The following is a 21,488-nucleotide window of genomic DNA, read 5'->3' on the forward strand; positions in this document are numbered from 1 at the left end:
GCACGGGCCCAGTCGCGCTGCCATTCGGCCGCGAGCGCGAGCCACGTCATCATGTTAACCCCGGCTGCGATCATGCGCTGGATTGCAACCTGATGCGCCTCGGCGGAGACGGCTCCCGATGCATCCGTGATGACGGTTACGTCCCAGCCCTCGCCTGCGGCCTGGATTGCCGGCATGGCGACACATACCTCCGTCCAGAGGCCGGCGATAATCAATTGCTTGCGGCCTGTTGCCTTCACTACGTCAACGACTTTCGGGTCTTGCCATGTGTTGATGAGCGTTCGGTCAATGATTTCCTGGCCGGGAAAGACGTCGGCGATCTGCGGAAACAGGTTGCCGCCGCGCTCCGCGATCACCGTTGTCAGAATGGTTGGAACGTCAAATGCCTTTGCCGCCTTCGCCAGGCCGACGGTGTTGTTGACCACCATCGTCGGCTCGTGGCTGTTCACGTTCGCGAGCTGATATGGCTGATGGTCGATAAGGACGAGCACCGAGTCTTCGGGGCGCAGAAGCGAGGCGAGGCCGTTACGAAAGGTCATGAAATATCCTTTTTGGTTCGTCGAAAGTGTGAACGCGTCCGTGGGACGTCGATCCACGAAAACCTTGTCAGCGCCAGCCCTGATGCGGTAGCCCTCAGAAACGCGAGCTGTGTTGCAGAATGGGGAACGCGAAATGGAAATCGACGATCTCAGGACCTTCGTAGAAGTCGCCGACACAGGAGGGGTTACGCCCGCCGCGCAACGGCTTGGTGTCTCAAAGTCCATGGTGAGCCGACGCATCGCGCGCCTTGAAGCGGAACTGGGCGTCCAGCTCGTCGCACACACGACACGCGGCATCGCACTGACCGAGGAAGGCGCGACGTTTCGCGATTACGCGGCGAGGATCTCGGCAGAAATCGACGCGGCGCGCGAGACGATCCTCCCCGCGGGCGAGCTGCGCGGGCGGCTCAGGGTCGCCGCACCTCTGTCGTTCGGCCCGACGCACTTCGCTCCCGTTCTATCTCAGATGGCGCGCCGACACCCACAGCTCCAGGTCATCTCGTGCTACACCGACCGCTTCGTCGATCTCATTACCGAGGGTTTCGACTGCGCAATCCGGATCGGCTACCTGCCGGATTCCAATCTCGTGGCCAGGCGCGTCGGACCTCTCTATGGAAGGTTTGTCGCAAGCCCGGAATACGTGGCCGCGAATGGTTCGCCAGAAACACCGGACGAGCTTATCAAGCATGAGGCGCTCATGCAGGGAACGGAGATCTGGCAGGTTACCGATGGCGACCAGGTGCTCAACATCAGACCGCAAGGCCGCTTCAAGGCCGACAACGGAGTGGCACTGCTCGCAGCCGCATTGGAAGGTCTTGGCATCGCCAGACTTCCGAACGGCCTCACGGACCAGCATATCGCATCAGGTGCGCTCATCGAGGTGATGCCGAAGTACCCGCCGCCTACCGCGGGCATCTTCGTGGTCAGGCCTCCTGGACAGCATCCTGCCAAGAAGGTCCGCGTGCTAACCGAGATGCTGATTGAATGCTTCGACTCCGGCTCCTAGGAGCGCGCCGAATCCTACGGTGCAAGATGCTCTGAAAAGAACTCGGCCAGCCTTGCGACCGATGGGCCAACCTGTTCCCGCTTGTACTACATATCGTAGTGGCCAACGCCTTCGACTTCGAGGAAGTGCTTCGCCTTCGACGGCGAAAGGTCGAACAGACGCTTCCCTGCCTCGTATTGGCCGGTCGACCCTCGGCGCCCGCCGACGATCACCTGCAGCGGCTGTGTCAGCAACTCGGGCACAAGGCTGAATGCGTCGAAACCCAATAAGACGCCATAGCTGACAAATGGCAGGCGGTTCGTCGAATTCGGATGCCGATATGTCAATCGGCTCGGAATATTGACCCCTTGTCGGCGTCCAATATTCAATCGCGATAGCCAGATGGCTCTTGCCGGTTCCCGTGCCGCCGACGAGGACGACGTTGCGCTGGTCGGCGACGAAGGTGCCGGCGGCGAGCTCGCGGACCAGACCCTCGTTGACAGGTGTGTTGGCGAACTCGAAGTCGTCGATGTCCTTGGCGAGCGGCAGTTTGGCGATGCTGAGCTGGTAGCGGATCGACCGTGCCTGTTTCTCAGCGATCTCCGACTGCAGAAGATCCCCGCCTTCGATGGAGATCGCTTCTACCTTGATCAGAACCTCATCCGGCCCACAGACCGGATCAGGCACGTCGGCGAATACCAGCACGGACGGAGGTCCCGGATTGTCATAGACGGCGGCCTTCATCTTCACTCCATTCTCAGAGGAAACGTGTGGAGACATGTAGGTGGTCCACGGTCCCGAGAAAGGGCTGCCTGTCGGGAACGCCATGTTGCGCGACCTGCAACGAGCCGGATGAAAAGCGGTCGCCGTTCCCCGCCGCGCAACAAGCTGTCGCATCCACCGCCACTTCAACCGCTGCGCCGAGGCCACGAAATAGGCAGACATCCTTCGGGAGCAACGCAAGGCAGGGGCCCTCCCGAATTCACTACTACGAAGAAAGGAACCGAATCCCATGATCGATTTGAGTGGAAAACGCGCCTTGGTTACTGGCGGCTCTCGCGGTATCGGCGCCGCCATTGTCGAAGCACTTGCGGAGAATGGTGCCGATGTGGCGTTCACCTACCAGAGTTCGAGCGAGAAGGCCGCGGCGGTTGCCCGGTCCGTCGAAAGCCGCGGCCGTCGAGCCGCCGCCATTCAGGCCGACAGCGCCGATCCGCAGGCGATCGCGCGGGCTGTCGAAGACGCCGTGGCCGCGCTCGGCGGGCTGGACATCCTCGTCAACAGCGCAGCGATCGGCCATTCGGGAAACATCGCCGATCTGAACCTGGACGAATATCAAACCCTCATGGACGTCAACGTGCGAGCGCCGGTGCTGTTCGCAAAGGCGGTTATCCCGCATCTGAACGGCGGCGGACGAATCATCACGATCGGCTCGGCGCTTGGCGAGCGGGTACCCTTCCCTGGGCTCACGCCGTACGCAATGTCGAAGGCGGCACTGACGTCCTTCACGCGTGGCCTTTCTCGCGAACTGGGGCCGTCTGGCATCACCGTGAACCTCGTCCAGCCTGGCGCAACGGACACGGACGCCAACCCGGCAAGCGGCGCGGCTGCAGACTTCCAGCGAAGCCTGACGTCGCTGGGGCGCTACGGCGAGCCGAAGGAGGTCGCGAACGCCGTGGTATTTCTGGCAAGCTCCGCCGCGAGCATAATCACGGGGGCGACGCTTACCGCAGACGGCGGCGCGATAGCCTGACGCACTTCCCCACAGGCGTGGCCTTCGCTGAGGACGGCCACGCTTTTCCGCGACATCGGAAACGTTCCCTGCAGTCAAAGGCTGCGCAAGATTTCTACAGTAAAGATGAAAGGATATGAACCTGTGACCCTGTTGGTAAAACCCCATCGAAGTTGAATTTTCTTTGGCTAAGCACTGAGTTAAGACCGAGTCCAAGCCCAGATTACCCAGAGATCTGACCTGGTCAGTTGATGCCCATGATAGCGCAGTCGGTTAGCCGCGTTTTTCCCGTCGTGATTGTCGCGCGCATATTTGTGTGATGGCGGCTGAACTCAGTCCGAACTCCAATGCCAAACTCTTATATGTTTCTCCAGCAAGGCGTCGCTCGTATATTTGGTTGTTTCGATCGTCTCTGTCAGCAGCAATGTCCTGATCTCGATCAAACTTGGCACGTTCTTCTTCGGTCCATACCTTGTAACTTTCTTTTCCTGTCGCACGACTACGAATCCGAACGACAAAGCGGCCGTCCACAATCGCGCGAACGTCATATGAGCCATTTTTGAATTTGATGACTTGTCCGAGTGCCATTCCACATCCTCAGCTATGACTCTGTTCCATATCAGTCTCTGTTAGCGCAATCGGCAGCGACCACCACCTACGTTGATGCTGGTCTCACTTACGGGGAAGTGAGTGCCGTCAAACCGAACTGAAACGTTCTCGATGCCGTGCGACGTACGCCGGAAGTGGCCACAGCCGGGCATCTCCAGGCAAATGGATTCGATCCATCTGCTTGGCAAACAAGATCCGCAGCTCCGACGGCACCTTGTTGTGCGAAACGAGGATCCGGTAATCGTCGGTCAAAGAGATGAGATGTCTGTCAAAAAGCCAGTGAACCGTGGCCGAGAGCGCGATGCCGTTCTGTACGACGTCTGGACCACCTTCGGCTACCGACCATATGTGGGCAGCCTGTGCTTCGGATTTGCCCCCGCCATTAACTATCCGGAGCCCGGTGATAGCGCAGCGGTTGTCATATGCATCGCAGATCTTGCGTCGGAAGCTGGCTTCCCGGATCTTGCGGTTCATCAGAATCTGCTCAATGCAACGTTCCTGCTCAACGAGCGGGAGATCTAGAAGCTCCTGTGTGGGGCCGTCGACATGCTGCGGATCGAGTTCCAGCCGGATGGCGTTGCCGGCCGCAAGGGTCTCGGAGAGCCCCGCTCGAACGATGGCCGCGAAATCAGTCTCAGGAATAACGCGAACGGATTTCCCCTGGAGGAAGGCGCCAACGCGTGTTGGGTCCGCCACCGAATGCAGGGATGTCTCCCAATAGCGTCCATCGTGGACGAAGGGTACGGGTTCATCGAACTCTTGATATTCCGCCACGACGGCGTAGGCGTGGCCGCGCTTGATAGGATCATCTTCGATAGCCACAACTTTCGCCGTTGCAACATACGCTCGGCGACCACCGTTCCGTTGCGGCTCACGATATATGATCCGACCGTCGACCAATGTCTCAACGATGGCGCGGTATTGTTTCGGGAAATGGTACCGGAGCGCGATTTCGTCCTTGTAACCGGAATCGCGCTTGGTATCGAAAATGCCTTTCACGAAAAACCCCGCTCTCCCCTTCAGCTCGAACGTAACGCGGGCCGCGCGTCTGATCAACATGCGACCACCTTAGTCCTCCGGGATTGCCATCCCTAAGCCGCGCATACGACGATCAGGCGGCTATCTCGGCGGCGTCAACTCGATCATTTCGTCCCTGTGTACCGTCCGCCCGTTACGCTGCATCTCACATCGCTCGCGCAATCACGCCGTCGATAGAGATCGCCGGTTCACTGTCCGGACATCGCCAAGGCCCATAACGAGATGAAGTTCGGCGGACTGCGCACCTCGTTCATCCTCCTCGATCGACGCGAGCCAGAACCACGGCAGCCGGCACGCGCACTGATGGCCTATGTCGGTGTCGTCATCCTCGGGAACACAAAGGATCTGACGGCAAGTCGCACAGAATACATGAAAGATTCCGCAGCGATCGCACTTGCCGACATTATGGACGAACGCGCGTCGCGTCGGGGTCCCATCGAGGGCCATAAGGCCAAGCGAGACCTCTGGATAGCCATCCCAAAAGACACGTCCGTTTCTGGAGGTTGGCTGAGAGCAGCGAGGCCAAGTTCTCGGATCAAAACCCTCTAGACGGTCAAGCGGCAGCAAGCGGATGCTTACCGCAGTCTGGGCTCTCTTTTCCGCTGCTGGCGTGTATCCGTACGGACAAACGAGATAACCATGGGTTGCGCCTACATCTTCCATCATCCCCCGGAAGGTCTCCACATCCTTTACGTCGATCTTGCGCTTCCGCCGCTTCGCGTCGACGATGATCCGCCGTGTGTTGTCGGTGTCATGTCGCGCTTCGATCAGAACGTCGATCTGTCGCTTGATACCGGTAATGGCCCCTCGAATCGAAGCGTTCGGAGTGACGCAAAATTCCGTCGAGAGCTGGTCCGCCATCAATCGAGCGACCAAGCGCTCATAGAGTTTCCAGTCCTCCCACACCTCCTTCATCGTAATAGCTCCCCGAACACCATCCATACGATCCTTGGTTCGCCGGGATCGTCGCGTCGCAGTTTGTCGTCTAGACCTGACGGTTCACTTTGCTGCCGCGACCTCTTTTTTTGCTGAGGCGAAGCGGGAAAAATCGACGGAAGCCTCCTTGCAGCATCTTGCGTAGGCCGTCAGTAGCGCCTCGTTCGATGAAATCCCCGACTCGCGCATCATTTTTTGGAGCAAGGTCCTCATCCGCTTCCTTCCCACCGCAGCCATGACCGCGCATGCCGTCAACTCCACAATGTTGGACGCGTTTATCGGTACGGTCGGAAAATGTTCCGACACGGGGACGGCGTGTGGCACGTTCTCCTTGTCGCCGAAATTTCTGCAAGGCTGACAATGGTAATAGTCGTGTTCTTCGCCTTGCTCTGGCGCCTCAAACCGAAATGCAATGAAGGACTTCTGCCCCTCGATCTCGGACCAATGTCCCAAGAACAACCGATATTGGAAGGGATCGGTGGTAAAATCCCACCTTAGCCACATGCCAAGGACAGACTCCTTCTCATGTCCTAAAGGGGGCATGATCAGGATCTTCTTGGAAGGAAGACTTCCCTTGGGCTTCCGGCCAATAGTGTGTAGTTCACCACTGTCGAAGACAGAGAAGTTTCCCGACACACGGCGCTGAAGCAGATCGACGTCGGCTGTTGCTGCACTTCGATACCACTCCAATCCTTCGTCTCTGAGACGATTGAGGATGGAAATCACAGCCTCGAACTGTTCCGTCATGAGATCAGCCAAAACGCATGCGGCGCTGAGGGCCGTAGGTAATCGTGGCTAGCTTCTCGATCGCTCGCCGGTCGCCGAAGTTATGAAAATCTGCGCGATATTGCGTCAGATTCTCTCTTTTCAGAAAACGAGACGTGTCTTCGGCTAGATGGAAGCGAGTGGCGTTTTTTTCGAGGTATTCATCCTGCATGTCGTCGATTTGACTGTCGTGGGACAATCGATGCCAGTCGATGACAAGTCTACCAAGCGCTTTCGACGCAGCATCGTTGCGGTACTTAGAAACGAGCTCCCAATTCAAACGCCCCTCGGGATCGAGCGCTGCCTGAGACCAAGCATCGGGGTCATCAATATCGTTCTTTTCTTGAAGAATTAGGAAAGGCAATCGATCGATCAAATGAGGAACGTCTATAAGGACATCCATTGGCCTCAGGACTGCTCTGTCCAGCCACTTGATGATGCGGAACGACGCGAAATTGAACAGCACGTCAGGCATCGTATCTAATAACGGCTCAACGATTTTGGGATCAAGCGACTGAGTCAAAAACTCACGAAGCGTAATCTTTTGAAGGTCCTCTGCAGTTTGTGCCTTTCCACTCAAGAAGCCGAATGCCGTGTCGGACAACTCGGTCGAGGCTTCCAATTCCAAACCTATCTGGGCCGCTATCGGCGCGTCGAAACCTTTGTCGGATAGCGACTTTGCAAGGTCTCGTGAGGCTTCAAGGAGCACGGGCATCGGCCTCCAGAAGGTCGGATTGAAAAGGTCGGCTTGCGGTGCGACAGCACGCCAGAGCGACTTGCTACCGATCAGATCAGCGGCGACATTGACGTCCGCGAAACTCTCGAGATGGCCCCTCATTCCGAGATCAAATTGCGCGCCTCGGTATTGGTTCATCACGACGATCGCGCCGCATGTCGAGAAAGTCCGGGCAAGCCGAGCCACTCCTTCGCCTGTGGTTCTGCTGCCGGCGCCGTCAAGGTGAAGAAGATCATAGTCGACGACCAATATATCGATTTCGTCGAACCGAGTTGCGTGGGCGCGGGGATCCTCTTTATTCTCGACCGCGATCTTCCGGTTCAAGAGTTGCGATATCTCGTCTTTAGCGTTGTCCATACGTGAGACGTCATCACCGTCCTGGAGGGCATCTCCGATATCCTTGACCCAGGAATTGGCAAGCTCTTCATCATCGTCGCAAACCCGAATTCGCATGCTAACGCTCCACTCTCCAACTCAATTCAAAAGTCGTGCTCCATGCCTCTTCCGGATCGACAAAGGCAACTGAGCAATTTCTGCTGTCGGCAATCATCTCCACTATGGTTAGACCTAGCCCTGTGCCGCCCATACCGAGTTCCCGCCGCTCCTGCGAAATCTTCGACTTTCTTGCAAAGGGCTTGAACATATCGTCTGGGTTCTCACCAATGCCCACCCCATTGTCGGACACCCATAGATAGCCGTAGCGATTATGGACAGTCGACGAAATCTCTATCTTTGGCTCGTCACTGTCGAGGGTCGCGTTCACGGCATTCAGAAGAACGTTTTGAAGCACAGCACTCCACTCTGAGAACGCGGCGGCAGGAAAATACAGCCCCCTGTGCATCTGGAATTCGATAGTCACGTTTCCAAGCAATGGTTTGAGATTGTGCACCACGGCGCGTGCGACACTCTCGCACTCCAATGGCTCTATCTGCTCTCGATCTTCGGCGTCCATGAGTGGCAGGAAAATGTTTCGCGTCGCCTCGAGCCTATCCACCCAGGCAACGAGCTCGTTTGTCGTAGCACTAAGGTCGGGGATATCGTGCTCTTTCGCGATCTTTTTCAGCTTCCGCAGCTTGGAGCGAACGGACTGCATTTCCTTTCTCGTCTCATGCTCGATTGCCAGAGCCGCCATCCCGGCGGAAGCCAACGGCCCCAATATAACCCGCGAGGCTTCGTCGGTTTCACGCACCTTCTCAAGGCTGGCATCTACGTCGTCGAGCTCGCTCTCAATGGCGGCAATATTCTCATCATTCGGATAAGAGGCGATAGCGTCATCAACCAATCTCCGCATGCGCCGCAACTTGGACTCCGGTCGTTCCGACGGGCGCACGATTTCGATGGTTTCCGCTACTCGGCGTCGTTTGAGTGTTGCGTAGTAATCAATGGACTGCCTTACGCTGTCCTTCAAAGCGCTGAATGCCTTATTGGCGACAAGCCTATCGCGTGACACCTGGATCTTGAGGAACTCGCCCGAGTCTTTCCGGCGCCCTTCTGCCAACCGGTTCTCTCGTGATGTATTGACGTTCACGACCCCGAAAATACGCCCTTGCGTCGGTAGGTCGTTCAACGCCCTAGCCACGTGCAAGTGATCGGGCAGCAGCTTCGATCGATTGCGCCGGTGCGAGTGATCGTACTCCAGTTCAAGCCAGTCGTTCTCGGCCCCATAGTAGGGAAGGCGGAACCCCTTATCGAAAACCGTGACCCCACCGTATCGCTCGAAATATTCGCGCATATCCACGACGGATACACCTCCGGCCTGTCGCCCGGCTAGATTATAGATCCGAATTTCCCAATCGGCCTCCCGAAGATAATTAGGGCAATCGAACTTCTCGGAATGTGTTTTGCCGTCGTCGAATTCTACCGTTATCAGGGACACGGTGCGGCCCTCTTGACGATCGATTTTGCCGCGAATGATGGCTTGATAATTCTCAAGTGCTTGAGTGAGCTGGGTCTCGAAGGCCTCGTCGATCCCAGGCAAATCTGTCTTGAAGACAATGCGGAAATCATTTGCATCGTTTCGTTGACGACGACTGGTACCGAAGAGATAAATCGGTGAGTTGAGCATCCATATTTGGCGCCCCAACTCACGGATTTCTTCCTCGTCCCAGGTCTGCTTCAAATCATGGAGTACTACCACGGTGCCATGTGGTGATCGCCTGGGATAGATCTGCCCATCCGATGCCTCGATACGGTAGAGCGCCTCGGCCTCTGTGAGGCTCCCGGTGTCTATAGCGCTCTCCCAGTCCACGAAGGCGTGAAGGCGCGTCTTGGAGTTGGCAGCCGTCGATAACAGTTGCATTCGGTGCGCTAGAAACTGCGCCGAAAGACGACCCACACCCTTTGACCCTGTCACTCGGCGGCCCAGACCTCTGCTGTGGTCCGAGTGCTGCTTGTGCCGGGTACCAATGGTCATCCAGTAATCAAGGAACTCCTTCTCGGCCATGCCGTGACCATCATCCGAAACGCGTATTTCGGTTTCGGACAATTCAACGATACATCGAGACGCATCGGCGTCGTACGCATTTTTGATCAGTTCAGCCAAAGCAATGTACGGCTTCCCAACCAACCGCTCGCCGAGTTCTCTCAGAAGGGCCGAATCGGCTTTAAACAGAGCCGTTTTATTCTTCGCCGCCGCCAGCTGCTCATCGTATCCATCCTGGCTCTGCACGGCCGGCGACGCGACAGAAGTCATTGGCGTTTTCCACCTTCGTTAGCACCACTCTCGCCCGATTCCAGGAAGGCTCTCAATCTCTCTTGGAGAAACGCTGTCTTTGAAGTCTCGCACTCCCAGACCGTCAACGTCGTCCACCCGAGAGCCTGAAGTTTTCGCTCAACCTCCCTGTCGCGCTCCACATTACGTGCGAACTTGTCTGCCCAGAACTCGGAACGCGTCGCAGGTACCGAGGCTTTTTTGCACCCGGGGTGTCGATGCCAAAAGCACCCATGAACGAATATCGCCTTTTTCCGATTGCCGAACGCGATGTCCGGCCGCCCCGGCAGTTCCCGGCGATGCAGTCGATAACGATAGTTCATCGCGTGCAGCAGCCGCCGCACGACCATTTCAGGCTTCGTGTCTTTCTGACCGACAGAAGCCATGATGCGGTGCCGAATTGGGTCGACGGCGTCCGAGCCCGAGTTCATGCGACATACTCGGCGAGGTGATCCCTGATTCTCCGAGCGATCGCTCGACCCAAATCCACCGGGACAGCATTTCCGATCAATCGGCCCACAGATTTCATCTCGACTTTCTGTCCATCCGGGACGAACGCATAGCCTGGAGGGAAGGTCTGAATCAAAGCCCCTTCCCTCAGCGAGATTGCACGATCCTGCTCCGGATGCCCAAATCTGCCGTTTCCGAACCCGAAGAATTGTGTCGTCATTGTCGGCGCCGGCTGATCCCACTCCATTCTGCCGTAGACGGAAGAATATCCCTGACCGCTCTCCTTCCGATGACAACTCGTGACGAGATCACCATCCCAGTCCCTCCAGCTGCCGCCAGGCTTCGAGGCTCTCATTCGCTCGACGTTGGTAGTCGAGAGCGCGCTGCAACGGTGCAGCGGGTCATTCACATCCGCCTCGCCTGCGCCGATAGCTGCAAGCGATCCAATTGTTTGACGGACCGTAACATATTCTTCGCGCTTGTGTGTGGGGCTTGGCACCCCGGGCGGCCCGTACCGAGACGCGAGAAGCACGAGCCTTGATCGTGACTGCGGAATGCCAAAATCAGGGCAATATGCCACCGTCCAATCGACGAAATAATCGTTGTTTCGAAGCGCCCGAACAAATGCATGGAAAACGGCAGAATCCTTAAATTTCTGGAGCCTTGGCACATTTTCCATCGAAACGATGTCAGGCTTCATCTCACAGATAAGTCTTGAAAAATGCTCTAGCAATTGCCAGCGCCCATCCTCCCGACCCTGCGAATACTTCGAGAATGGCTGACACGGGGCGCAACCGACGAGAATTCTCGGCGCTCCTGGAATGAACCGATCGTTCAACTCCTTTGGGTCGATGTGAGCGACATCAAGCGATAAGAACGGCGCATCATTGTTCTCCTCGAAGGGGAAGCGGCATTTCTCGTCGATATCGACACCGGCAACGACATCGAAGCCCTCGAGTTTGAACCCGTGTGACAGACCGCCCGCGCCGCAGAATAGATCAACCACCGAACCACTGCTGTGCGTCGTCTGAACCTGAGCGCCCATCCCGCTTTCGACCGAACCGATGGCATGGCTCATGACCGCCCCTTTCTCTTGTCCCGCAACTCTTCGTCCGCAATTTCATAACCAGCCGCCGCCAAAGCGCTCAGGATCAGCGACCGGATGGTGACGCCCTTCTTTGCCGCATCCATGGCCAATTCCCGCTTCAATGCCGACGGTATTTTTAGTTGGAGATTGTCGTTCTCGGCGTCGCTCATATCGCCCACGCGGCTAAAGTTTGATGATCGTACTTCTATATATCATGTTGTTAAGAAGACTCTACCTTACGAACGGTTACGAGCAAAATATTCACGGCACACGCTATCCCACCGGATCAGCTGCCACTTGAGCTTTGTATCAGGTAAGCTTCCGAACGACGCGGACGTTTTGCGAAGGCGCGCCGGTGCTCAACAGGGTCACCGGGTCGCCATATTTCATCGCCAATGAGCACAGGCCGTCGTCCCGATCGCGGAAGAAGAGAAATCTCTCCTTGTGTTTGGCTCGATACTGATTTGCCAACCGTGCTCGCCGGCGATCAAGCCCTAGCTTTTTCCAAACGATGTCGGGTCGCCAATCCAGACGGAGGATGACGTTTGGGCTGAGCGGAAACGGTATCACCGCGTGGGGGTTGCCGACACCGAAGCCGCCGGCGCCGACATATGTAGGCCCATCCCCCTTCACCCAGAACATCGGATTGTCGCTCGTCGCCAATTGCTGACCTTCGCTGATTTCATAGTTCCAAGTCATGCGTGTCATGAGATGCGCCAGCGTATCGGCTTGCTGAAACGCAAGGAGGCCGACGCGCCGGTCGACGCTCAATTCGTATAGTTGGTCATTCTGGAGCAACTCCCAAACCGCCGCATCGATTTCGGAGAGCGACCCGTCCCGCTCCTTTGCTCGATATTCACGTTCCATCTCATGTTTGCTTCCCCACACTGCCATCTGGCCCATGAACTGCGCGAACTGGCGAAGCTGAGCGGGACTGCGGGTGAACATAGTGGCTAGAAAGACCGCGAAATCGAGTTTGGCCACGTCCGACAATTTCTTAAAAGAGAGAAGATCGGGATAGATCTCTGCAGCACGCGACTCGATTTTTGCAAGCGTATCCTCAATCAAGTCGACCCGCACACCATCCTCGCCGACTGGCGTATAGATGTTCGTTTCGTACGCCGTCTTCTCCGGCGTGGTTTTTCGCGCGTTACCCGATATACAATCGTGCGTCCAAAGCTCGCCGTCCGCCTGAGTGAAATACCTCAGATAGAAGCGCGGCACGACGTGTTGCCGTTTAGTTCGTTCACTCATTCCCACCCTCTATTGCCTAGCTTAATCACGACGCCGTCAAACGACACCCCACGCCCGAAACCTCCCCCGCCCCGTCAACTCCCTGAGCCCGAGCTCCAAAACGATCCGCCGCGCCGCCTGCGGCGTCATCTCGAGCGTCTTCGCCACCATTTTCGCCGACACCAGCGGCTTCGCCATGACGAGCTCGACCAGTTCCGGCAGCTTTGACGACGTGCGGCGCCCATCCACTTTTCGCTCGAACATCGTTTTCGCCAGCGTCAGCCGGTCATGCTCTTTCAGTCCGATCTCGGCGGTCGCGAGCAGCCCGTGCGCAATGGCAAGCAGCCGTGTTTCGCGATCGCGATGCCGGCGCCGATCGACGGAAATGGTTTTGAGACCAAGATTGATGGCGGCGAGATGGGTGCCTGACGTGACACCGGCCTGGCGCAGGATCGAGGCGGCAAGCAGCCGGCCAAGCCACGGCGCATGCTGCAGGACCTGCAACACATTCCAGGCATCGAGAGCGATGATCGCCCGCAACACCGCCGGCAAGTCCTGGGCCTGTCGCAACACGCCGCGCCATTCCTCCAGCCGCACATCCTCATCCCAATCGAGATCATAGACCATCGGATCTCTTTCCGCGCCCTGACCACTGGTGGTGCGGCCGGGCCGCGTGGCGTTTTCGATGGCGGCGTTTGATCGGGATATCACCGCATCGATGGCGGCATAGTCGATGCCGTGGAGATCTTCGCCGGCGTCCGCATCCCCCTCCCCTTCCGGATCGATCGTGGCGGCGTGCCGGATGCCACCAATCGCCTGGGCCTCGCCATCACCGACCAACGTCGCGTCGGAGGTTTGCCTGAGGGCGCGAACACCCTCAGCCGACAAGGCCCAGCCCGGTGGCTGGGCGCCGATGCGCCGGCGGGTTCGCAACACGTCGCAGGCGATTGTCAGCTCATGGGTGGGTGTGCGAATATCACGGATGTCGTCGTGGAGGACGAGGTCTTCGAGGTGGACGAGCTCGCCGTCGATCCACAGCGAGGCGCAGGCGTCGGTGAACTGCGAACGTTCGATCCAACCTTTACCGACCGGGGAACGGGCGATGCGCTCGTCGAGACGTGCCAGCGCGATGCCCGCTTCAAAAGCCGGGCCAATCAGAGTCGACATTGGCAATTTTCCGAAATCGTAACGCATTGAAATCATGGTAAATGATTTTCTAAAGGAACTCTATCTGAAAGTTATGGTTCCTCACTTGGTATGGCTGAAAGTTAAGCACTTCACTTCCGATAAGTATCCCTTATCGGAGGTGATTGATTTCGAGGCGCAAATCAGTCATGTCGGTCGCCCTGGATCGTCGGAAACGTCTGGTTTTCCGGGCTTCCAAGGCGATTTCGGCCGGGATAACCGGACTCACTCATCGCAATTCGGCGGCCGCCGTCGGTGCACATGGCCGGTCCTCATTTCCGGAATTGAGCGCCGGCGCCCTTCAGCAGGCTTCTCCTCCCGCAGCCATCACCAAAGCCGCTGTTTTCCGACATTTCCGCCCTGGAAGCTCGCTGACGCGCATTTGCCACTGCGGACGCTCCGTTGCTCGTCCGCGGTAGCATTTCGAGTCTGACGGGCCGCTATTCAATGCCTAAAACACGCTTGCAACTGAACATTTTCTCACGCATTCCTTATCTGTACAAGGCACCGCAAGAGACCCGAAAAAAACCTATGGCAAAACGACAATCCGCCAATCCGCCGCCAGCTCCAAAGCGCCTCATTGGTTACGCCCGTGTCTCGACCGAAGATCAGGTCCATGACGCACAGATGGACGAGCTGCGTGCCGCCGGCTGCGAGAGGATATTTCAGGAGCATGGCTCAGGGGCATCGCGGGCACGACCAGTTCTGACAAGGCTGCTCGGCGACCTCACTGCTGGCGACGTGCTGGTCGTCGTCCGGCTGGATCGCCTCGCCCGGTCTGTGAGCCATCTTCTCCAGGTGATCGAAGATCTCGAAGAGCGTGGTATCCATTTTCGGTCGATCCGCGATCCGATCGATACGTCCACACCACAAGGGATGTTTTCTCTCCAGGTCCTTGGTGCCGTCGCGCAGCTCGAGCGAGCGCTGATCGCTGAGCGAACCAAGGCAGGCATCAAGGCGGCCAGAGCCCGCGGCAAGCTGCCAGGCAATCCAGGCCTTCGGGAGAGGCGACCGGAAGCGATCAAGGCGGTATCGAAGGCCCGGGAAAAAATCTATCTCGACGAGCTGATCGCCTCTGCCCAGACCTGGCTTCCGACCGTTCGGCAACTTCGTCCAAAGCATAGCTGGGAGAATGTCGTGCGGGTCCTCAATCGCCGAGGCCATGACTGGACGGTGGAAAGGCTACGTCGAGCCGTGCATCGCATAGTCCGCGAGAAGCTGGCCGAGCCTGAGCTATTGGTCCGCTCTCCGCGCCGCGCGCCAGAGGATCACCTCATGAAGCTCGTCGCAGCTATTTCCATCGCCGATCCCGGCCTGTCGCTGCGCGACATTGCCGCCCAGCTCGATGACATGGGAGAGCGACCGGCGCGCGGCGGACGCAAATGGCAGCCATCATCCGTTCGTCACCTGCTGGATGAGGCGCATCGGTTCGGTCTCATTCGCCATTGAGGATACTGACCATCAATGCCAATTGCGCGGTCTCGTCCCGCCCTGATTTCGATTGCAGAGACTTCCAAATCTGGCTCTCGATGATGTCGCGGGCGAGCTGCCGGTATTCGTTTCCCAGCCGAACCGCTAAGACTGGCCTCACCAAGGTCGGTAAAGGGGCATGACGATCTTGGGCCGATGGTCCGAGCTCAGATTGCCGAAAGGCCTTTGAACGCAGGGATGAAGTCGTTTCCTCTCCGAGGCCGGCCCAAAGAGGAGGTCTGTGATCGCCATAATGATCGCTCTGCACGGTCTCCATTGCATGACGGGAGCGTATCGCTGACGTGCAGCGCGTGCACCGGTCCTGAGCTTTATCTAGCTTTTTCCGATCGGCCTGATCGATGCGAGCCCTCACTGCCTTCGAAGAGGGGCCGGCAACCTTCGCGCGCGACAAATCAATCGAACACGGTCGTGGACGGCGGTGGATTGTCGGCCGCTCGCTGCGGAAACATGTTTCCTGGATGGCGCCCGTGACAGCCCTGGAGATAGAAGCCGCCTTCCCTTCTCGGGGCCGGGGCCTCTTATCCAGCAATGAATTGGCCGTCAGCGATAGATCGTTGAAGGTCATTTTGATTTGACGTCGGTCGGCTCCTGGCATCCTTCGCCGGGTCATAGCCATGGTGTTCGTCGACATGGCTCGGGTCCAGTCAAACTGGTTGCGCCGTGGGCCGGAACAGGATTTCGTTGATGTCGACATCGTCGGGCTCGTTCACTGCGAAAGCGACCGTCCGGGCGAACGTGTCTGCACCGACGGCGATCTTGCTCACGAATTCCTTCGTGCCCGCCTGGATGTCCCTCTCGCTAATATGCTCGAGAAGCTCGGTGCTGACCGCGCCGGGCGAGATGATGGTGGTGCGGATGTTGTATGGCTTCACCTCTTTGCGCAGCCCTTCGGAGAGTGCGCGGACGGCGAACTTGGTGGCGCAATAGACAGCGGCACCCGGGTCGACGACATGGCCATAGACCGAGGAAACGTTGATGATGTGTCCGGACTTTCGCGCCTTCATGTGCGGCAGCGCCGCGGCGATGCCATAAAGCACGCCCTTGATGTTGACGTCGATCATGCGATCCCACTCATCCAGCTTGAGACGTTCGAGCGGGGCAAGCGGCATCAGGCCCGCATTGTTCAGCATGACATCGATTCGGCCGAATTCGCTCACCGCCGTGTCCACCAGATTGCTAACCTGCTGCCTGTCCGTGACATCTGTCTGAACCGACCTGGCCTTGTAGCCCTTTGCGGTAAGTTCGTCCGCCAATGCATCGATGCGGTCACGCCGCCGGGCACCGAGCACCACGGTGGCACCCCGCTCGGCGAGATGGCGCGCCGTAGCTTCTCCAAGGCCACTGCTCGCCCCAGTAATGACGACGACTTTATTTTCGATGCCTTTAGACATGATGTTCTCCTGTTTCGAGATTTGTTGAAAGGGTTAAACGCGTCGGCCGGCGAGCGCTCCGAACGCGCTCGAACCCGCAAGAAGAAGGGCGGCCAGAAGGAAAGCGCTCCACCAGCCTGCGATGTCGAATAGAACGCCGCCTGCAAACGCCCCGCCTGCAATGGACAACTGGATCAGCGCGACCTGGATACCGCCGGCCGCTTCCAATTCACCGGGGACCAACCTCGCCATCCAGGTGTTCCAGGCCACCGGGGTCGGGGTCGAGAACAATCCCCAGAGCACGAGAAGAACCGCGGTGGCCCACGGTGAAGACCCGAAGCCGATCAGCAGGAGAGCGATCAGGGCGACCGTGCCCGGTAGGCCAATAAGCGTGGCGGTCAGGTGTCGGCGCAGAACGAAGCCAATCAGGGAAGTCCCGGCCAAACCGCCGAGTCCGACACCCAGAAGCATCAGCGAGAGCGTATTGAGTTCCACCCCCGTGACACCTTCGAGAAACGGGCGCAGATAGATCGAAAGCGCGTTCATGCCCATGAAGACGAGACCCGTCGCCGTCATGCCGATCAGGAAGGCGCGGTTGCGCAAGAGGCACAACATCCGGCCGACCGACACGGTTTCCGTCGCAGGCATCTTCGGTAGAACGGTAAATTGCCAGATCAGGGCGACGAGACCGATCGGAACCGTGATCAGGAAGGTGCCGCGCCAGCCGATCAGCCCGCCGAGAAAGCTGCCGAGAGGTGCCGCGACAACGATGGCGAGCGCGGTGCCGCCATGGAGCAAAGCAATGGCCTTCGGCAGGTCCGACTTCGATGCCAGACGTGCGAGGTGGCTGTCGACAGCGACCAGAAACCACCGATCGCGACGCCGACAAGAGCCCGACCCGCGAGAAAGACGGCGAAGTTGGGAGCGATGGCGACTGTCAGACTGGAGAGGACCAGAACCCCGGTGTAGAACAGGACAACTGCCTTCCTATCCCATTTCGACAGAAAGCCGTTGCCGAAGAGGCTGGTGATTAAAGCGAAGACGCCCGAGACGGTGATGGCCAACCCGGCCTGGCCTTCCGATACCGATAGTTCTCCGGCGATCGGGGTCAGAAGGCTTACTGGCAGAAACTCCAGCCCGACCAGAAGGAAGGTCAGGAGTGACAGGCAGGTTACGGCCGCCCATGGGGTTTCTGCGGTTTCCCTCGAGACTACGTCAATCGTTGCCAGCTCGATGGCCATTCCGGGCTCTCCTGTGCGGTTGCCGCAATAAATAGCCAAACAGGTTTGAATCGACTAGAAGGTATAATCTGCATGCTAGGGTGAGGGAAATTCAACAATGCGGCGGGACGAGTTCACCGAAATGAGAGCGTTCTTGGAAGTTGCCAGGGAGCGGAGCTTCACGCGCGCCGCTGCCAAGCTGGGCCTCACGCGCTCGGCTCTCAGTCACACAGTCAGCGCGCTGGAGGAACGGCTGGGCATTCGGCTCCTTTCCCGCACAACTCGGGATGTCGCACCCACGGCGGCCGGCGAACGTCTCATGCAGAGCATCCAGCCACACTTCGAAAGCATCGCCGCGGGTATCAACGCGATCAGCGCATTGCGCGACAAGCCGTTCGGCGCCGTACGCGTGGTCTGCCCCGACGATGCGGTCGAGCTCGTGTTTCGCCGCCGGCTGTCGGCATTTCTGCGGGACTTTCCCGACGTGACAGTGGAAATCATTGTCGACAACGGATTCACCAACATTGTCGAGCGACAGTTCGACGCTGGCGTCCGTCTTGGGGAGGCCATCGCCCGTGACATGGTGGCCGCGCGAATAGGACCCGATATGTCCTATTCCGTCATTGCCTCGCCCGAATCTCGAGCGGCACGGGTCGCCGTCGATCCCGCAGGACCTGACAGGTCACAACTGCGTCAACCTTCGCCTTCCAACGTCCGGAGGGCTTTATGCCTGGGAATTTGAGCGCGACGGCCATGAATTCAGCGTTCGGGTGGAGGGCCAGCTCACCTTGAGCAACATCGTACCCGCGATACACGCTGCATTGGACGGTATCGGTCTTGCCTATGTCCCCACGGACCTCGTCGTGCGACATGTCGAACATGGGCGGCTGCGGCGGGTGCTTGTGGACTGGTGTCCGACCTTCCAAGGCTACCATCTCTACTATCCGAGTCGGCGCAATTTTTCCCCCGCCTTCTCGGCGTTCGTGGATGCTTTCAGGTTTAGACAGCGGAAATAGTGTTAGGCCTCATAGGTCCGATCTTTCCTATCGGCGCATTCCGGCCAACCGGAAGATTCCGGTAATCCTGGAAGACTATAGAACGCTGCCAACACAATGAAATTGATTCCGCTCGATCAAGCCAATCGACACAGAAAGAATCGCACCTAATCACTGTCTTGGAGGCCGGCGAGACCCGCAATTTGGAGCGCCCGTGGCCAATCTGACGACGGCGTCAGGCCTCAAAGTACCCCTCCCCTTCGCAACTATGCGCTTGCGGCGAGACCTCACGCACAATGTAGTGAGTAGGTCTCTCCGGCCCATCGGATCCCGTCGGAGGCGGCTGTCGACAGCAGATCGTGATAGGATTTCAGGGTCTTTTCGAATCCAGAAGACATTTCTTTTCGACCCGCGCGACGAAAAAATTCGCCTTAGCGGCTATCAACAGATCCAGGATGTCTCCTCGATACGCGGCAGGCCTCCTTTCCGTGGAGCGCAGTGTATCCGAGCCCGACGCGATGACTTTGACGCGATCGCCAAAATGCGTATCGAAGTTTCCGCGACTGATCAGCGCGGCGGTATAAAAATCTGGCTGAATCTCGTCAAAGATGTTGTGACCGGTATTGCCTGTTTCATCGACGAAAGCAAAAAGCGGAACGTTTGACTCTGCCATGCCATTCTCCCGAGCGATTGCAATGAACGCGCTGGCCGGCCCCATCGCAAGCCGGAGCCGGCGCAGTATGGGTTGATGAAGCCGGTGTTGCAGGGATTGCTCAGGCAATACGAACACGAACGGCGATGTTCGATCGAACAGTATGAGATCGGTGGGTTGCCACCCTTTATGCGGCAGCACACCTGGCTCACTCCGCCATCCGGTTCAAGCCAGGACTGATGATCTCGTTCGGATCCAACCGCCACTCTCAACACCGGAATTCTCCCGGGCATGCCCCCTAAAAGAGCCGTCGCCTGCCTCCCCTGACGTTGCCACCCCAGGCTACTGCTGAACGCAGCGTTGAACTCTTATCGACAGTCAGGTCTCATGTCGTCAAAGCTCCGCCTGCAGCTTCGACTGCCTCCGGCGTGTCCACGTCGAGGTGCGCGCCCTCCCCGATATCGACGTCGACGATCTGCAATCCGGATTGTCGGATGAGGTCGCGGGCGCCGACATCGCCTTTCAGCCTGAGAACGTCGCCCTGCAATGCCCGCGGCAAAATGACGGGATTGCCCCGCTGGCCGTTCCCAGCGGCGCGGATGATCGCGCGGCCGCCAGCCGTTTGAAAGGCTTCGATCAGCCGGTCCAAATCCGCCGTCGTGACGGCCGGCATGTCCGCCGGCAAGATCATCGCGCCACATGCATGGCGAACGCTCTCGCACGAGATGCCCTTTATCAGGGAGGTGGCCAGTCCCTGGCCGTAATCCGGGTTGAACACGGTGGTGACGTCTAATCCGCAGAGTGCCTGCTCGATCTCCATTGCCCGATGGCCTGTCACAACCGCAACCGATGAGGCCGAACTTGCCGTCGCGATACAAGTGACACGTCGCACAAGCGGCACTCCCTCGAACCGTGCCAGGAGTTTATGTTTTCCGCCCATGCGGCTTGCCTTGCCGGCAGCCAGGATGACGATGGAAACCCAGGGATAAGGGCCATCTATATCGGATCTGTGTGTGGAACTGATCATCGCTCCCTTCTCCTTTTCTGGCTCGTGATGCTTCGCTATAAGTGCGCCGCGACCAGAACACTGTCCACCTCCCCTGCCCTGAAATCCGCGATCCGCCTCGCCGTGCGGGCAGTTCCGCGGACCCGGAGGCGGAAGAGCGCCAAGGCCGTGACCGGCGACGTGCTGGCAAAACTGCTGGCGACCTGCACGACCGGCAGCCTGCGCGACCTGCGGGACCGGGCGATCCTAATGGTCGCCTTCGCTCCGGCGGCCGAAGGCGCAGCGAGGTCGGCGGACCGCGCCGCGAGCAATTGACCGTCGAGCCGCCCATTCGGGTCGAAGGCGGAAGCCCCCTCCCCTCCCTCGCCATTCATCTAGGCCGCACCAAGACGCTCAATACCTGGATGACGGCGGCGAAGATCGACAGCGGAAGTGTATTTCGCGGAATCGGGCGCTGGGGAACGGTATCGAAGCGGGCACTCGATCCGCAGTCGGTCAATGCGATGCTCAAGCAGCGGGCGGAGATGGCTGGGTTGGAGCCGGGGAGTTTTCGGCGCATGGGCCGCGGTCGGGATACCTGACGGAAGCGGCGGACCGGGGCGTGTCCCTACCTGAAGCGATGGAGCAGTCGCGCCAACGATCCGTTCAACAAGCGTCGAGCTACTACAACGGCGCCACCCGACGCACCGGAAGGAGCGCGCGACTACTTTCATAAATGGCCACAGCAGGATTGCCGTCACTGCTTCCCA

18 protein-coding genes and 4 pseudogenes are annotated in these 21,488 nt (G+C 58.4%); 5 read left to right on the plus strand and 17 right to left on the minus strand.

The features are described from left to right. Positions 1-539 (minus strand): hydrolase (locus AF337_RS00070; RefSeq protein WP_049730521.1); only part of this gene is annotated, 539 nt, incomplete at its 3' end. A 133-nt stretch (positions 540-672) separates the two neighbouring features. Here AF337_RS00070 and AF337_RS00075 point away from each other — a divergent pair. Next, a complete protein-coding gene (locus AF337_RS00075; protein WP_049730522.1) occupies positions 673-1,545 on the plus strand; it encodes a LysR family transcriptional regulator in 873 nt (290 codons plus the stop codon). Between the two features lie 366 nt (positions 1,546-1,911). Here AF337_RS00075 and AF337_RS39345 read toward each other — a convergent pair. Continuing rightward, positions 1,912-2,268, minus strand: a pseudogene (locus AF337_RS39345) (ATP-binding protein); the annotation flags it as partial. A gap of 268 nt (positions 2,269-2,536) precedes the next feature. On the opposite strand from AF337_RS39345, the gene AF337_RS00085 reads away from it, so the two are divergent. Next, on the plus strand, positions 2,537-3,277 hold the full coding sequence (locus tag AF337_RS00085; RefSeq protein WP_049730524.1) for an SDR family NAD(P)-dependent oxidoreductase: 741 nt from the start codon (positions 2,537-2,539) through the stop codon (positions 3,275-3,277). A 252-nt stretch (positions 3,278-3,529) separates the two neighbouring features. Here the strand turns inward: AF337_RS00085 and AF337_RS00090 are convergent, their stop codons facing one another. The 11 genes from AF337_RS00090 to AF337_RS00140 all read right to left on the minus strand — a co-directional run bounded on the left by AF337_RS00090 (position 3,530) and on the right by AF337_RS00140 (position 14,023). Further along, the gene (locus AF337_RS00090) at positions 3,530-3,844 is read right to left on the minus strand and encodes a hypothetical protein (protein ID WP_152970851.1); all 315 of its coding nucleotides are present in this window, start codon (positions 3,842-3,844) and stop codon (positions 3,530-3,532) included. A 108-nt stretch (positions 3,845-3,952) separates the two neighbouring features. Continuing rightward, a complete protein-coding gene (locus AF337_RS00095) occupies positions 3,953-4,924 on the minus strand; it encodes an HNH endonuclease (RefSeq protein ID WP_244471143.1) in 972 nt (323 codons plus the stop codon). 141 nt (positions 4,925-5,065) lie between these two features. Then, entirely contained in the window at positions 5,066-5,818 is a 753-nt protein-coding gene (locus AF337_RS00100; RefSeq protein WP_049730526.1) for a restriction endonuclease, read from the minus strand. 84 nt (positions 5,819-5,902) lie between these two features. Beyond that, positions 5,903-6,586: a hypothetical protein gene (locus AF337_RS00105; protein WP_049730527.1), complete on the minus strand. Its 684-nt coding sequence runs from the start codon at positions 6,584-6,586 to the stop codon at positions 5,903-5,905. 4 nt (positions 6,587-6,590) lie between these two features. Then, on the minus strand, positions 6,591-7,793 hold the full coding sequence (locus AF337_RS00110; RefSeq protein WP_049730528.1) for a hypothetical protein: 1,203 nt from the start codon (positions 7,791-7,793) through the stop codon (positions 6,591-6,593). A gap of 1 nt (position 7,794) precedes the next feature. Then, entirely contained in the window at positions 7,795-10,032 is a 2,238-nt protein-coding gene (locus AF337_RS00115) for an ATP-binding protein (protein WP_049730529.1), read from the minus strand. Continuing rightward, positions 10,029-10,481 (minus strand): very short patch repair endonuclease, encoded by a 453-nt coding sequence (locus tag AF337_RS00120; protein WP_244471144.1) that lies wholly within the window; start codon positions 10,479-10,481, stop codon positions 10,029-10,031. The genes AF337_RS00115 and AF337_RS00120 overlap by 4 nt, the downstream gene beginning before the upstream one ends. After that, positions 10,478-11,578, minus strand: coding sequence for a DNA cytosine methyltransferase (locus AF337_RS00125; RefSeq protein WP_082336719.1), 1,101 nt, complete (start codon positions 11,576-11,578; stop codon positions 10,478-10,480). Before AF337_RS00125 ends, AF337_RS00120 begins: the two co-directional genes overlap by 4 nt. Continuing rightward, positions 11,575-11,757, minus strand: coding sequence for a hypothetical protein (locus AF337_RS00130; protein WP_049730530.1), 183 nt, complete (start codon positions 11,755-11,757; stop codon positions 11,575-11,577). The genes AF337_RS00125 and AF337_RS00130 overlap by 4 nt, the downstream gene beginning before the upstream one ends. A gap of 139 nt (positions 11,758-11,896) precedes the next feature. Continuing rightward, positions 11,897-12,841 carry a DUF4238 domain-containing protein gene (locus AF337_RS00135; protein WP_049730531.1) on the minus strand — a complete coding sequence of 315 codons (945 nt, stop codon included), beginning with the start codon at positions 12,839-12,841 and terminating at the stop codon, positions 11,897-11,899. A gap of 36 nt (positions 12,842-12,877) precedes the next feature. Then, positions 12,878-14,023 carry an RHE_PE00001 family protein gene (locus AF337_RS00140; protein ID WP_049730532.1) on the minus strand — a complete coding sequence of 382 codons (1,146 nt, stop codon included), beginning with the start codon at positions 14,021-14,023 and terminating at the stop codon, positions 12,878-12,880. Between the two features lie 513 nt (positions 14,024-14,536). On the opposite strand from AF337_RS00140, the gene AF337_RS00145 reads away from it, so the two are divergent. Beyond that, positions 14,537-15,454 carry a recombinase family protein gene (locus tag AF337_RS00145; protein WP_049730533.1) on the plus strand — a complete coding sequence of 306 codons (918 nt, stop codon included), beginning with the start codon at positions 14,537-14,539 and terminating at the stop codon, positions 15,452-15,454. Positions 15,455-16,140: 686 nt separating this feature from the next. On the opposite strand, the gene AF337_RS00150 is transcribed toward AF337_RS00145, so the two are convergent. Then, a complete protein-coding gene (locus AF337_RS00150; RefSeq protein WP_049730534.1) occupies positions 16,141-16,887 on the minus strand; it encodes an SDR family oxidoreductase in 747 nt (248 codons plus the stop codon). Between the two features lie 33 nt (positions 16,888-16,920). Further along, positions 16,921-18,107, minus strand: a pseudogene (locus AF337_RS00155) (MFS transporter). Between the two features lie 97 nt (positions 18,108-18,204). Between AF337_RS00155 and AF337_RS00160 the strand changes: the two are divergent. Beyond that, positions 18,205-19,102 (plus strand): annotated as a pseudogene (locus AF337_RS00160) (LysR family transcriptional regulator). A 349-nt stretch (positions 19,103-19,451) separates the two neighbouring features. On the opposite strand, the gene AF337_RS41560 reads toward AF337_RS00160, so the two are convergent. Together AF337_RS41560 and AF337_RS00170 are read right to left on the minus strand one after the other, a co-directional pair. Next, positions 19,452-19,934: a hypothetical protein gene (locus AF337_RS41560; RefSeq protein WP_152970852.1), complete on the minus strand. Its 483-nt coding sequence runs from the start codon at positions 19,932-19,934 to the stop codon at positions 19,452-19,454. 184 nt (positions 19,935-20,118) lie between these two features. Next, positions 20,119-20,760: a nucleotidyltransferase family protein gene (locus AF337_RS00170; RefSeq protein ID WP_049730536.1), complete on the minus strand. Its 642-nt coding sequence runs from the start codon at positions 20,758-20,760 to the stop codon at positions 20,119-20,121. A 69-nt stretch (positions 20,761-20,829) separates the two neighbouring features. On the opposite strand from AF337_RS00170, the pseudogene AF337_RS00175 reads away from it, so the two are divergent. Next, positions 20,830-21,454, plus strand: a pseudogene (locus tag AF337_RS00175) (site-specific integrase); the annotation flags it as partial. Positions 21,455-21,488: the final 34 nt, after the last annotated feature.

This window comes from Rhizobium ecuadorense, from assembly GCF_001187535.1.
GTDB classification, from domain to species: Bacteria; Pseudomonadota; Alphaproteobacteria; order Rhizobiales; family Rhizobiaceae; genus Rhizobium; species Rhizobium ecuadorense.

Excerpts from the sequence above, each read along its gene's own strand:
- AF337_RS00075 (WP_049730522.1), top strand. The coding sequence starts at position 673 with ATGGAAATCGACGATCTCAGGACCTTCGTAGAAGTCGCCGACACAGGA.
- AF337_RS00085 (WP_049730524.1), top strand. The coding sequence starts at position 2,537 with ATGATCGATTTGAGTGGAAAACGCGCCTTGGTTACTGGCGGCTCTCGC.
- AF337_RS00090 (WP_152970851.1), bottom strand. The coding sequence starts at position 3,844 with ATGGCACTCGGACAAGTCATCAAATTCAAAAATGGCTCATATGACGTT.
- AF337_RS00095 (WP_244471143.1), bottom strand. The coding sequence starts at position 4,924 with ATGTTGATCAGACGCGCGGCCCGCGTTACGTTCGAGCTGAAGGGGAGA.
- AF337_RS00100 (WP_049730526.1), bottom strand. The coding sequence starts at position 5,818 with ATGAAGGAGGTGTGGGAGGACTGGAAACTCTATGAGCGCTTGGTCGCT.
- AF337_RS00105 (WP_049730527.1), bottom strand. The coding sequence starts at position 6,586 with ATGACGGAACAGTTCGAGGCTGTGATTTCCATCCTCAATCGTCTCAGA.
- AF337_RS00110 (WP_049730528.1), bottom strand. The coding sequence starts at position 7,793 with ATGCGAATTCGGGTTTGCGACGATGATGAAGAGCTTGCCAATTCCTGG.
- AF337_RS00115 (WP_049730529.1), bottom strand. The coding sequence starts at position 10,032 with ATGACTTCTGTCGCGTCGCCGGCCGTGCAGAGCCAGGATGGATACGAT.
- AF337_RS00120 (WP_244471144.1), bottom strand. The coding sequence starts at position 10,481 with ATGAACTCGGGCTCGGACGCCGTCGACCCAATTCGGCACCGCATCATG.
- AF337_RS00125 (WP_082336719.1), bottom strand. The coding sequence starts at position 11,578 with ATGAGCCATGCCATCGGTTCGGTCGAAAGCGGGATGGGCGCTCAGGTT.
- AF337_RS00130 (WP_049730530.1), bottom strand. The coding sequence starts at position 11,757 with ATGAGCGACGCCGAGAACGACAATCTCCAACTAAAAATACCGTCGGCA.
- AF337_RS00135 (WP_049730531.1), bottom strand. The coding sequence starts at position 12,841 with ATGAGTGAACGAACTAAACGGCAACACGTCGTGCCGCGCTTCTATCTG.
- AF337_RS00140 (WP_049730532.1), bottom strand. The coding sequence starts at position 14,023 with ATGATTTCAATGCGTTACGATTTCGGAAAATTGCCAATGTCGACTCTG.
- AF337_RS00145 (WP_049730533.1), top strand. The coding sequence starts at position 14,537 with ATGGCAAAACGACAATCCGCCAATCCGCCGCCAGCTCCAAAGCGCCTC.
- AF337_RS00150 (WP_049730534.1), bottom strand. The coding sequence starts at position 16,887 with ATGTCTAAAGGCATCGAAAATAAAGTCGTCGTCATTACTGGGGCGAGC.
- AF337_RS00170 (WP_049730536.1), bottom strand. The coding sequence starts at position 20,760 with ATGATCAGTTCCACACACAGATCCGATATAGATGGCCCTTATCCCTGG.